Annotated in this window: 13 protein-coding genes; 8 read left to right on the top strand and 5 right to left on the bottom strand. The window is 46.2% G+C overall.

The features are described from left to right. The first annotated feature begins 54 nt into the window (after positions 1-54). The 7 genes from nusB (at position 55) to M1L52_RS07105 (ending at position 5,220) form a co-directional block, all read left to right on the top strand. Positions 55-981 carry a transcription antitermination factor NusB gene (nusB, locus tag M1L52_RS07135; RefSeq protein WP_248614241.1) on the top strand — a complete coding sequence of 309 codons (927 nt, stop codon included), beginning with the start codon at positions 55-57 and terminating at the stop codon, positions 979-981. Between the two features lie 49 nt (positions 982-1,030). Further along, positions 1,031-1,348 carry a preprotein translocase subunit YajC gene (gene yajC, locus M1L52_RS07130; protein WP_248614240.1) on the top strand — a complete coding sequence of 106 codons (318 nt, stop codon included), beginning with the start codon at positions 1,031-1,033 and terminating at the stop codon, positions 1,346-1,348. A 21-nt stretch (positions 1,349-1,369) separates the two neighbouring features. Then, the gene (locus tag M1L52_RS07125) at positions 1,370-2,353 is read left to right on the top strand and encodes a CdaR family protein (protein ID WP_248614239.1); all 984 of its coding nucleotides are present in this window, start codon (positions 1,370-1,372) and stop codon (positions 2,351-2,353) included. Further along, entirely contained in the window at positions 2,350-2,937 is a 588-nt protein-coding gene (gene coaE / locus M1L52_RS07120) for a dephospho-CoA kinase (protein WP_248614238.1), read from the top strand. The genes M1L52_RS07125 and coaE overlap by 4 nt, the downstream gene beginning before the upstream one ends. Then, positions 2,919-3,356: a DUF5606 domain-containing protein gene (locus M1L52_RS07115; RefSeq protein ID WP_248614237.1), complete on the top strand. Its 438-nt coding sequence runs from the start codon at positions 2,919-2,921 to the stop codon at positions 3,354-3,356. Before coaE ends, M1L52_RS07115 begins: the two co-directional genes overlap by 19 nt. 18 nt (positions 3,357-3,374) lie before the next feature. Continuing rightward, positions 3,375-4,421 (top strand): LacI family DNA-binding transcriptional regulator, encoded by a 1,047-nt coding sequence (locus M1L52_RS07110; RefSeq protein WP_248614236.1) that lies wholly within the window; start codon positions 3,375-3,377, stop codon positions 4,419-4,421. Positions 4,422-4,620: 199 nt separating this feature from the next. After that, positions 4,621-5,220: an RNA polymerase sigma factor gene (locus tag M1L52_RS07105; RefSeq protein WP_248614235.1), complete on the top strand. Its 600-nt coding sequence runs from the start codon at positions 4,621-4,623 to the stop codon at positions 5,218-5,220. Here M1L52_RS07105 and rpe read toward each other — a convergent pair. The 5 genes from rpe to M1L52_RS07080 form a co-directional block, all read right to left on the bottom strand. Further along, positions 5,217-5,864, bottom strand: coding sequence for a ribulose-phosphate 3-epimerase (gene rpe, locus M1L52_RS07100; RefSeq protein ID WP_262917950.1), 648 nt, complete (start codon positions 5,862-5,864; stop codon positions 5,217-5,219). The genes M1L52_RS07105 and rpe overlap by 4 nt on opposite strands. 228 nt (positions 5,865-6,092) lie before the next feature. Further along, positions 6,093-7,064 carry a methionyl-tRNA formyltransferase gene (gene fmt / locus M1L52_RS07095; protein ID WP_248614234.1) on the bottom strand — a complete coding sequence of 324 codons (972 nt, stop codon included), beginning with the start codon at positions 7,062-7,064 and terminating at the stop codon, positions 6,093-6,095. Between the two features lie 27 nt (positions 7,065-7,091). Next, a complete protein-coding gene (locus M1L52_RS07090; RefSeq protein WP_248614233.1) occupies positions 7,092-8,900 on the bottom strand; it encodes a chloride channel protein in 1,809 nt (602 codons plus the stop codon). A gap of 12 nt (positions 8,901-8,912) precedes the next feature. Beyond that, positions 8,913-9,707, bottom strand: coding sequence for a Cof-type HAD-IIB family hydrolase (locus tag M1L52_RS07085; RefSeq protein ID WP_248614232.1), 795 nt, complete (start codon positions 9,705-9,707; stop codon positions 8,913-8,915). Between the two features lie 28 nt (positions 9,708-9,735). Beyond that, complete coding sequence (locus tag M1L52_RS07080; protein WP_248614231.1) at positions 9,736-10,308, bottom strand: L-threonylcarbamoyladenylate synthase; 573 nt, start codon at positions 10,306-10,308, stop codon at positions 9,736-9,738. A gap of 292 nt (positions 10,309-10,600) precedes the next feature. On the opposite strand from M1L52_RS07080, the gene thrA reads away from it, so the two are divergent. Then, positions 10,601-13,063: a bifunctional aspartate kinase/homoserine dehydrogenase I gene (gene thrA / locus M1L52_RS07075; protein WP_248614230.1), complete on the top strand. Its 2,463-nt coding sequence runs from the start codon at positions 10,601-10,603 to the stop codon at positions 13,061-13,063.

Here is a 13,063-nt window from a genome sequence, read left to right as displayed (position 1 = left end):
CTAAATAGCGGAAAAATAGCTAATTTTGCAACCGACAACATAAATATATAAGAGATGATTAATCGAGAAATCATACGAATTAAAATTGTTCAGTTAACCTACGCGTACTATCAGAACGGCAACAAGAATATTGACACGGCAGAGAAGGAGTTGTTTTTCAGCATGTCGAAAGCATACGACCTGTACAACCATCTGCTCGCACTTATTGTAGCGATTACAAAAGAGTCACGCCGCAGATTAGAGATAGCACAGGCTAAAGCTGCTCGCGAGGGCAGCAAAGCGCCATCACAGAAGTTTGCATACAACCGTTTTGCTCTTCAGCTGGAAGAGAACACCCAGCTGGCAGAATTCATGGAGACTCAGAAACGCACATGGAACGACTCTCCAGAGTTTATCGGCAGACTGTTCGAGCAGATAGAGCAAAGTCAGATATACAAAGAATATATGGATGACAGCGAGGACAATTACGCTGCCGACCGTGAGCTTTGGCGGAAACTTTATCGTGCGCTCATCCAGGAAAATGAAGACTTGGACTCACTGCTTGAAGAGCAGAGTCTCTACTGGAACGACGACAAGGACGTGGTTGACACCTTCGTTCTGAAGACCATCAAGCGTTTTGAGGAGAAGAATGGTGCGAACCAGGAACTTCTCCCAGAATATGACAGCGAGGAAGAGAAGGACTATGCACGCAAGTTGTTCCGTGCAACCATACTTAATGCCAACGACTATCAGCACATGATGAGCGAAGCATCGCAGAACTGGGACTTCAGCCGACTGGCATATATGGATGTTATCATCATGCAGATTGCCATTGCGGAGATGATGAACTTCCCAAGCATACCACTGAGCGTGACCATAAACGAATATGTGGAACTGGCAAAGTTCTACTCCACCCCACGCAGTGCAGGCTATATAAACGGTATGCTTGACGCAATTGCCCATCATCTCATAAACACAGGCAAGCTGATGAAACAATTGTAAAATACGCAAGAAACAAAAAGATTATAAAACTAAAATAAAAGGACCAACAATGACAAGTATTTTTCTTCAAGCACAGGGTGCACAAGGTGGAGGATGGAGCATGATTCTCATGTTCGTAGCTATCTTCGCAATAATGTATTTCTTCATGATTCGCCCACAGCAGAAGCGTCAGAAAGAGATACAGAAGTTCCAGAACGAACTGACCACAGGTACGCCCGTTGTAACTGGCGGCGGCATCTATGGCACAGTGAAGAGCATTGATCTCGCAAAGAACACCGTTGACGTAAAGATAGCTCACGACGTAGTGGTTACTGTTGACAAGAATTCTGTCTTTAAAGACATGAACAGCACCCCACTTCAGAAATAACGAATATCAAACTATCAGGCTTTGAGTTTACAGAGCATCATCAAGACCGTCGGTAATTTCCTGTTCAGCAAAGTGAACAGGGAGTTGCTGACTTTTTTGTTTTTCTTTGCCGTGGCTGGCATTTTCTGGCTGCTAATGACCCTCAACGAGACATATGAGCAGGAGGTAAGAGTGCCAATACACTATGCCAACGTTCCAAAGACCGCAATGCTCACATCACCGGAGACCGATACCATTCGTATTACAGTTAGTGACAAGGGAATTACCCTGCTGACGTATCTGTATGGTGACGTGCTTAAGAATATAAGCATAGACTTCTCCCAACATGCAAAACAGGGAGGCAAGGGTGAAATAACAGCAACAGAGATCTCAAAGTTGATAACACCGAAGCTTAGCGCCTCAACGAAACTGGTGAGTGTAAAGCCAGAGCGACTTACATTCTATTATAACTTTGGTGAAAAGAAACGAGTGCCTGTTATCTACAAAGGACACGTAAAGCCAGACGCTCTCTACTACATATCAGCCGTCACGTACGACCCTGACTCTGTTACCATCTACGCCCCACACAGCAAACTGGACAGCATAACTTATATAAGCACTGAAGAGTTGAACTACACGAATTTCCGCGACACACTCTCAGTGAAAGCTAATATCCAAAAGGCCCCTGGGGTAAAGATTGTTCCAGATGTTGTAAACATTAGGTTCATGACGGACATCCTTACCGAGGAAAGCATCGAAGGTGTTCCTGTGGAAGGAATAAACATGCCCGAGGGAAAGGTGCTACGCCTATTCCCTGCCAAAGTCACAGTTAACTTTGTAGCAGGTGTAAAGACATACAAGAAACTGTCGGCAAAGGATTTTCAGGTGGTGGCAGACTACAACGAGATAAAGGACAACCCTTCACAGAAGTGCAACATCTATCTGCGTAAGGTTCCTGCCGGTATAAGCAAGGCGTCACTAAGCAAAAAGCAGTTGGACTACCTCATTGAAGACATAGACCAATGAAAGTAGGAATAACTGGTGGCATAGGGAGCGGCAAAAGCTATGTCTGCAAATTACTGAAGGAACGCGGAATAAACGTATATGACTGCGATGCAGCAGCAAAACGTCTGATGCGCACTTCAGAGAAGCTGAAGACAGAACTGGAAAGTCTCATCGGCAAAGAGGCATATACTGATAATGGCAATCTCAACAAAGCTGTGATAGCACAGTTCCTGCTCAGATCTGATGAAAACGCCAAGGCCATTGACAACATTGTTCATCCCGCAGTTGCTGAGGATTTCCTGTCAAGCGGCTATGACTGGATGGAATGTGCCATACTGTTTGAGTCGGGATTCAACCAACTGGTGGACAAAACAATCGTTGTCACTGCACCGACAGATGTAAGGATAGAGCGCGTGATGAATCGCGACAACATCAGTGAGGCCAAGGCACGCGAATGGATAGGACGCCAATGGCAACAGAGCGAAATAGTAAAACGTGCAGATTTCGAAATCACGAATGATGGTGTTCAATCTCTTGATGAACAGATAGACACGCTATTAAATACACATTATTATATATATAGACAATGCAACAGACAATTTTAGCAATTTCCGGAAAGCCCGGACTCTACAAATTAGTTTCTCGTGGAAACAACAACCTTATCGTAGAAGCACTCGACAGCACACATCGCCGTCAGCCTGCTTTTGGCACAGACCGCATCACATCACTCGGCGACATAGCTATGTTCACTGATGATGAAGACATAGCACTGATGGAAGTCTTCGAGAAGGTAAAAGAACTCGAAGGGGGCAAAAAGGCAAGCATAGACTTCAAGAAAGCCAGTGGTGACGATCTGCGCGACTATTTCGCAAAGGTTCTCCCTAACTTCGACCGCGACCGCGTACATAACAGTGACATCAAGAAGCTCATTCAGTGGTACAACATTCTCATTGAAAACGGAATCACCGATTTCAAGGATGAAGAAAAAGCTGAAACTGCTACTGAAGAGAAGGCAGCAGAATAAATAAACACATTCTCTGACGTGAAGCCAGCATCCCTTAAAGACATTGCCGCAAAGCTCGGACTGAGCGTTGCCACAGTGTCGCGTGCATTACAAGACAATCCTGCCATCAGCAAACAGACGCGCAAGATGGTTATGGATACTGCACGTGAGATGCACTACTCAAAGAACTTCATTGCCAACTCGCTGCGCAGCGGACAGCTGCCAGTCATTGGCGTCATAGTGCCTCACGGCGTAACCCTCTTCTACTCCTCTGTGCTCGACGGCATTGAGCAGGAGGCAAGCAAGGCAGGTTACGCCGTGATTAGCATGAACTCTCATGAGAACTTTGAACACGAGCGTCACAATCTGGAGAGTCTTCGCCAGTTACATGTAGCAGGCATCATAGCCAGCGTCACGCAGGAGACAGAAACGTTTGACCATTTTGCCGCACTGTCAGAAGACCACATACCAGTAGTTTTCGTAGCTCGAGACATACCACACAAAGGATCTGAGTCCCCAAGTTCGCAAGGTATGCCTAACCATCCCTTCTCAAGCGTGACCGCCGACAGCATAGAGGCTGCACACCATGCTACAGACCATCTTGTAGAGCAAGGATGCCGACGCATAGCCATTCTCTGCGGACCTTCACGACTGAAGATGGTACAAGAACGCAAGCATGGATACATAGAAGCATTACACGACAACGGACTGCCCGTGCGCCACGAATATGTGGTATATAGCGACATTGACACAGCCTCAGCCATTGACGCGACAAACACGCTTCTTGATCTTCCGGAACGTCCTGATGCCATCATTGCTCTCAACGACACCCTACTGTTTGCAGCAATGAAAGCAGCCAAACTCTATGGATTACGCATACCTGAGGATCTTGCGCTGATAGGGTTCAGCGATGTAGAATATGTGGAAGATGTTACTCCCACGCTCTCCACCATAGAAGACCAGAGCCACCTGATGGGACAAACGGCATGCAAGCTGCTTCTTGACCATATAAGAGGACAGAAAGAGCCTGTACACCGCATAATACCTACAATCCAACGGATAAGGGAAAGTAGTCGCAAAAAATAGAAAGATCATCATTTTCTACATTTTTATGCACTTTTCTTCTAATAATTAGGATTGAAACGCACATTTCTTGCAAAAAAGTTTGGATGTTACGTTCATTTTACCTACTTTTGCACACGATAAAACAATTTAATAACTCAAAATTTAAAACTTTATTGCCTATAGACGAGACATTTACTTCATAACAATAAGAATAAAAGATATGAAGAAATTCGAAGGAGTAACCGACGAGCAGTTGGCATTACTCTACGTTAAAGGAGACAATAAAGCGTTTGACGAGCTATTAGAAAGAACCCAAACGAAGTTGTTTACGTATATCATGTTCGTGGTTCATGACCATGAAACGGCAGACGATATCTTCCAGGAGACATTCGTTAAGGTGATTACAAAGCTTCAGCACGGACAATATACCGACTCAGGCAAATTTCAGTTCTGGGTAACACGCATTGCCCACAATGTTATTATGGACTGGTATCGTTCTCATAAGAGCGAACACATCATTGAGCCGACAGAGGACAATGACCTTACAAACCTGCGTTGCCTGTCGGTTCTTGACACATACCGTGAGACTGAACTTTTCAACGAGCAGGTTTTATGTGACGTAAAAAAGATAATGAATGCCCTGCCAGCTCCTCAGCGCGAAGTTGTATATATGCGTTTCTTCCAGCAACTCTCGTTCAAGGAGATTGCTGAGATGACAGGCGTAAGCATCAACACTTCCCTTGGCCGCATGCGCTATGCCCTTATGAACATGCGACGCATGGCTAAGGAGCATAACATAGAACTTGCACTACAAGATTAAAGTGATCGAAGCTCGTGGATAGTCTTTATGGGATCTTGACTCTTGAAGACATAGCTTCCAGATACTAATACATCAACGCCAGCCTCAACAAGACGTGGAGCCGTCTCACCCTGCACGCCACCGTCAACTTCTATCAGTGCATGGCTTCCGCTTGCATTAATCAGCGCCTTTAGCTGACGTACCTTCTTCAGTGTATTCTCAATGAACTTCTGTCCACCGAATCCAGGATTGACGCTCATCAGCAGCACCATATCAACATCACAGATGATGTCTTCAAGCAAGCTGACAGGTGTAGAGGGATTCAGTGTGACGGCAGCCTTCATGCCTGCGTTATGTATTTCCTGCACTGTACGATGCAAATGAGTACAAGCCTCAAGATGAACATTCATCATCATTGCACCGAGTTTAGCAGTCTGGGCAATATAACGCTCCGGATTGACAATCATAAAATGCACATCGAGTGGTTTCTTACACATAGAGGCTACAGCCTCAAGCACAGGGAAGCCAAACGATATATTTGGTACGAAGGAGCCATCCATAACATCGCAGTGCAGCCAATCGGCCTCGCTGCGATTAATCATTTCAATATCGCGGTCGAGATGTAGAAAATCGGCCGCGAGTAATGATGGTGAGAGTTTTACCATAGTTTCTATCTGATAATCAGTTTAAACACACAACTTGATTATTCACCACACGATAGGTATACGCCAACTGCCGAATGAAGTTCAACGTCTTTTTGCTCGGTGTTGTTTCTTCTTGAGTAAAAAATTTCATAGGCTATTGCATTTAGTTGTTTAATGAATGAGTTTCATAATTGAAACGCAACAGCCTATGAATTTATTATATAAAAAAGAATATTTTTTTTAGATTTTTCAGATGACTGAACAACTGCTAAGATCTTTCATTCCGTTAACGAACGACTGGGCGTCCATGCGCTTCTTGCCAGCAAGCTGTAGCTCATCAATCTGTAGGAGGCAGTCGGCACAAGCAATAAACAAGTGGCGCTTGTCAGCTATAATCTGCCCCACCCTATTATCTGAAGGTTTTTCCGTTTTTGTCGCCTTGAAAATCTTCAGCACTGTGTCATGTCCATCGGCAGACCGCAGTATAGTCCATGCTCCGGGCACAGGGCTTAATCCCCTAATGAAGTCATACACCTGTTTCGATGACTTATTCCAGTCAATCTGACATGTCTCCTTAAAAATCTTAGGAGCAGATTTCAATGAAATTTGTGAATCGTCTTCCTGTGGGACACTTTCCGGATGTCCGTCTGCCTCGATAATACGGCTAAGGGTCTGCAGACATATCTCTGCACCAAGGTACATCAGTCCGTCATAGACATACTCCACGTCAGCCGTGTCCGGTATGTCGAAAGGCAACTGCATTATGATTCGACCCGTATCAATGTCGTGGTCAAGGAAGAAAGTCGTTACTCCCGTCTGCGTCTCACCGTTAATTATCGCCCAGTTGATAGGCGCAGCTCCACGATACTGAGGCAGCAAGGCTGCATGAACATTGAAGGTGCCATACTCAGGCATTGCCCACACGACCTCGGGTAGCATCCTGAATGCAACAACGACCTGCAGATTAGCGTTGTAAGAGTGCAGCTCCTCAACAAAAGCAGCATCTTTCATCTTCTCTGGTTGAAGTACTGGCAGGTTATGCTCCAAGGCATATACCTTTACAGCAGATGGCTGTAACACAGAGCCATGACGTCCTACAGGCTTATCTGGCTGAGTGACCACTGCCACTACATTATAACCGTTTTCCACTAATGCCTTCAAGGTCTCAACGGCAAACTCTGGTGTTCCCATGAACACTATACGCAAATCTTCTTTCTGCATTAAATATCAACTAATAATTACAAACGACTACTCCTCACTCATATCTGCGACCATCTTTCTATACTGCATATAGATACGTTGACGCGATATGTATCCTATAAGTCTTCCGTCTCTGTCAACCACCGGCAGCCAGTCGGCATGTGTACGGTCGAATGCTTTCATCACCCTCACCATAGGCATACTGTCAGTGAGTTTGGCTGGCGGTTCCTGCATCAGCTGCGAAGCCGTGAAATGATGGTATAGCTCTATACGAAACACCACATGACGTATCTTAGTGATATCCACCTCACCTAACAGAGTGCCAGCTGCGTCAAGGACAGGTAGCACGCTGTTACGCGAACGGCTTATCTTGTGCACTATCTGTCCAAGTTCCATGTCAGGTGCCACTGAAAGGTAGTCGCGTTCTATTACAGAATCGAGCTGCATCAGCGTGAGCACAGCATTATCAGTATGATGGGTTATCAGCTTACCTTCTTTTGCGAGACGGGAGCTGTATATACTATGAGGCTCAAATATGTTTATTGTGAGATAGCTACTTACAGATACTATCATCAGTGGAAGAAACAGGCTATAGCCGCCTGTCAGCTCAGCAATAAGGAATATGCCGGTAAGCGGTGCGTGCATCACTCCAGACATCACACCTGCCATACCCATCAGTGCGAAGTTCTTCTCCGGCACATAAACACCTATCTCATGCATGTTCCACAGACGCGAGAACAGGAAACCTGCAAAACAGCCTATGAACAGCGATGGAGCGAACGTACCGCCACAACCACCGCCTCCATTGGTAGCCGATGTGGCAAATACCTTCAACAGCAGCACCATAGCAATATAGAATATGAGCGCATTGGGATTGCCCGAGAAAAGCGAGTTATTAAGTATCTGGTTCCAGTCAGCTTCGGTCTTTCCGTTCAACAACAGGTTGATAGAGTTATATCCCTCACCATACAATGATGGGAACACAAAGATTAGAAGACTAAGTACTGAGCCTCCTATAAGTAATTTCACATATGGCTTATCCTTGAAGCGTGCGAAAATTCCTTCTGCAAATGTCATGGTGCGTATGAAGTAAAGGCTCACCAATCCGCAGAACACACCAAGCAACACACATGCGGGCACACGCTCCACTGTCCAATCGTTATCAAGATGAAACGTAAAGAGCGCCGAATCGCCACTGAAGATATAGGTAAAACAGGTCGCCGTAACGCACGATACGAGTATAGGCAGCAGTGAGGTCATGGTCATGTCAATCATGAGTACCTCAAGCGTAAACACCAGTCCTGCTATCGGGGCTTTAAAGATGCCTGCTATGGCACCTGCCGCTCCACATCCCACAAGCAACATCAGCGTGCGGCTATCCATTCTGAACAGGCGTCCAAGATTTGAGCCTATGGCAGAACCAGTCAAAACTATAGGAGCCTCAGCACCCACACTACCACCGAAGCCGATTGTTATGGCAGATGCTATTACGCTCGACCATGTGTTATGTGACTTCAGTCTCGACTTGTTCGAAGATATTGCATATAGTATTCGCGTTATACCATGAGAGATATTGTCTTTTACTACATATCTCACAAAAAGCGACGTAAGATAAATACCGACCACAGGATATACGAGATAAAGCCAGTTTGATGAGTCGGCATTGAACTGACTTGTCAGGAGATATACTATTTCATTAATTATCCAGTGTAGTATGAACGCAGCCACCGCTGAAAGCAATCCCACGAAGAAAGCTAATATCAGCACGAACATCTTCTCACTGATATGCTCCTTTCGCCACTGGTTCAGTCTTGTAAACCAGAAAACATGTTGTTCGCTTTCTACTGTTATATCCATGTTAATTATTTCCTATACCACGCCATAATGGCGCAATGCGTTAAGCACACCGTCATCATCGACGGTAGTCGTTATATAATCTGCCGCCTGTTTCAACACATCGTTTGCATTGCCCATGGCGATGCCTATACCTGCCTCGCGTATCATCGTCAGGTCGTTTCCGCCGTCGCCAAAAGCAACCATACGATTCATCTGCAAGCCCAAGAATTGCGCCATCTCATGCAGAGCGCTTCCTTTGTCAGTACCGCGAGCCGTAATATCGGTGAAAGCCGGATGCCAACGACCTGAGATACAGCCGGTGAGACGCTGCATAAGTTTTTTCTCATGCTCCACATCGAAGAACGGTGAAAACTGGAGAATACGCTCCGACAATGCCACGTCAACATTCATATTCGAAGCGTCGAGTCCTTCAACAGACAGCTGTTTTATGAATATCTCGTCGAAATCCGGATGAGGATTATAAACAGCAAACTGCGTCTCGCTTGCCACCACACATGAATAATCATATCGGCGGGCATCTTCAAGCATCGTCTCAACATCTTCATTTGCTATGGCATGACAGCTCACCACTTCGTCACCCACATAACAATAGGCACCATTGGTTGTGATATATCCGTCAATGAGATGCTCTATGGCGCCAAGATTCGTTATTATCTGTATGGGCCGGCCTGTGGCAATGAACACCTTATGTCCGTTTGCCTTTGCCTGCGTAAGAGCAAAGATAGTAGAAGGAGGAATCTTGTGAGTCTTAAAACTCACCAAGGTTCCGTCGATATCAAAAAACAATGCGTACTTATCGTTCCTCATTCCCTATAATTCGCTCATTATCAGCTTATCACTTCCTTATAATCTCTACCTGTCCATCCGGACGCAGACGTATTATGCTTGACGGCTTATGTGGCTGATGTTCTTGCCTACGGGTCCAACATACATAATCGACAGCCTCTATGATACGTGGGTCAATATCACGATAGTTCTGTGCGGCAGGTTCTCCACTTATGTTTGCCGATGTTGAAACGATAGCCTTCTGGAAACGATAGCACAATTCTTTCGAAAATTCCTCATTAGTGATTCGAATTCCGATAGATCCGTCCTCAGCAATGAGGTTCGGCGCCAGATTCACAGCTCCGTCAAGAATCAGCGTAGTGGGCTTTTCCGGGGCGCAATCAATCAATTGCCAAGCCACATCGGGTACATTCCTAACATAACGCTGCATGCGTGCATCAGAGTCCACCAGACAAATAAGCGCCTTCGAGTCATCTCGCTGCTTTATCTCATAAACACGCTTGACTGCCTCCGCATTTGTAGCATCACAGCCTATTCCCCAGACGGTATCTGTAGGATACAGAATGACACCGCCCTTACGCATCACATCAATAGCATTCTTTATATCTTGCTCCTTTGTCATAACTCTATTTTCATTTTGCGACGCAAAAATACTATTTTTTTCCCACACAGCAAAAGAAATGTCCCGAAAGTTCCCACATTTGCTTTATTAGGTAGTATCATTTTACAATCTTCTTATCTTTCATCAAGACTCTTTTACCTACAAAGGCGCAAAAAGTAGAGCGAAAAGCATGCTTGCGTTCGAAAAAGTAAAAAAAATTTTGCTTTTTGCTCACTTAATAGTACCTTTGCCGATTGTAAAGTCATCGCCCCGTCCGTTAAGGGGTTATTATAACAACAAAAAAGACACAAAAATGAAAGTAATGAAATTCGGCGGAACATCCGTAGGTTCCGTAGAAAGTATCCTGAGCCTTAAGAAAATTGTAGAGGCCGAACAGGAACAAGTGATTGTCGTAGTGAGCGCTCTGGGAGGTATCACCGACAAACTTATAGCTACCTCCCAAATGGCATTACGCGGTGACGACGCATGGAAAGCGGAGTTCGAAAGCATGCAGAAACGCCACCATGACATGGTTGATGCCATCATAACCGATAAAACGAGACAAACAGCACTGCTACACACGCTCGACGATCTTTTCGAGCAGTTGCGCTCTATATACTATGGTGTATATCTCATACACGATCTCAGCCCAAAGACTCAGGCAACCATCGTCAGCTATGGCGAGCGTCTCAGTTCGCACATCGTAGCGACCCTCATCAATGGTGGTGAGCGTTTCAACAGTCGCCACTTCATAAAGACCGTACGCAAGCAGGGCAAGCATGTGCTCGATGCAGAGATGACAGCAGATTTAGTGCGCGAAGCCTTCAGCTCAGTATGCAGCTGTGCCACAGCTACAAAAGAAGAAGGAGGCAGAACAGTGCCTGTCGTGCCAGGTTTTATTTCGAAAGACCGTGACACGGGCGAGACAACGAACCTTGGACGCGGCGGTTCTGACTATACTGCAGCCATCATTGCTGCCGCCCTTGATGCAGACGTACTCGAGATATGGACTGATGTTGACGGATTCATGACTGCCGACCCACGCGTCATCAAGACCGCCTATACCATCAACGAGTTGTCATATGTCGAGGCAATGGAACTTTGTAACTTCGGTGCCAAAGTAGTATATCCGCCAACCATATACCCTGTCTGTGTAAAGAACATCCCCATAAAGGTTAAGAACACTTTCAACCCCGAACATCCAGGCACTCTCATCAAACAGAAGATTGAGAATGACCACCGCATGATTAAGGGTATTTCCAGCATCAATGGTACTACGCTCATAACGGTAACAGGTCTGTCAATGGTAGGTGTCATCGGCGTGAACCGCCGCATCTTCTCCACACTGGCAGAGAACGGTATTTCGGTATTCATGGTCAGTCAGGCATCATCAGAGAACTCTACATCTATCGGTGTGCGTGATGAGGATGCACAGCGTGCAGTAGAGGTGCTGAACATGGAGTTCTCGAAAGAGATTGTTACAGGTGCCATGTTCCCAATGCATGCAGAAAGCGGACTGGCAACAATAGCTATCGTAGGCGAGAACATGAAACACACGCCCGGCATCGCAGGTAAGCTGTTCGGCACGCTGGGACGAAGCGGCATCAGTGTTATCGCCTGCGCACAGGGCGCATCTGAGACAAACATCTCGTTCGTTGTTGACTCTAAATTTCTGCGTAAGTCACTCAACGTACTCCACGACTCATTCTTCCTTTCTGAATACAAGGTACTGAACCTGTTTGTCTGCGGTATAGGCACCGTTGGCGGCAACCTCTTGGAGCAAATAAACTCACAGTACAAGCAGCTGAAGGAGGAACGCAGGCTGAAGCTCAAAGTTGTGGGCATAGCCAGCAGTAAGAAATACATCTTAAACCGCGACGGAATAGACCTCCGCCATTATAAGGAACTGATGGATGAGGCACCGCTTCCTACAGAGAAGCTGGGAGATGCTATCATCAACATGAACATCTTCAACTCTGTATTCGTGGACTGCACTGCTTCAGCTGACGTAGCAGCACTCTATCAGGACTTCCTCGACCACAACATCTCCGTGGTTACGGCTAACAAGATTGCCGCAAGCGGTCCTTACGATGCTTATCACCGACTGAAGAAGACTGCTTTGCAGCGTGGTGTCAAGTTTCTCTTTGAGACTAACGTAGGAGCGGGTCTGCCCATCATCGGCACCATCAACGACCTACGCAACTCAGGCGACAAGATTCTTCGCATCGAGGCTGTGCTGAGCGGAACATTGAACTTCATCTTCAACACCATCTCCAAGGACATTCCGCTCTCCGAGACCGTTAGACAGGCAAAAGAAAAAGGCTATAGCGAGCCCGACCCACGTATAGACCTCTGCGGTAAGGACGTTATACGCAAGCTGGTCATCCTCACTCGCGAGGCTGGCTATCAGGTGGAACAGGAAGATGTAGAAAAGCATCTATTCCTCCCCGACAGTTTCTTCAACGGTTCTCAAGATGACTTCTGGAAGGCTCTTCCATCACTTGATGCCGACTTCGAAGCCCGTCGCAAGGTACTGGAGGAGGAAGGCAAGCGCTGGCGTTTCGTAGCGAAGATGGATGGTGGCAAGACCTCCGTATCCCTCGAAGCTGTGGATCAGCGTCATCCGTTCTATGGACTGGAAGGTTCAAACAACATCGTATTACTCACCACCGAGCGCTATAAGGAATACCCGATGCTCATCCAAGGCTATGGTGCCGGTGCCGGCGTCACCGCTGCAGGAGTTTTTGCAAACATCATGTCAATAGCAAATATTTAA

The sequence above is a fragment of the Prevotella sp. E13-27 genome, assembly GCF_023217965.1.
Classification (GTDB): domain Bacteria; phylum Bacteroidota; class Bacteroidia; order Bacteroidales; family Bacteroidaceae; genus Prevotella.
The sequence above is the reverse complement of the archived record's forward strand: the minus strand, read 5'-3'. Positions and strand labels throughout refer to the sequence as shown.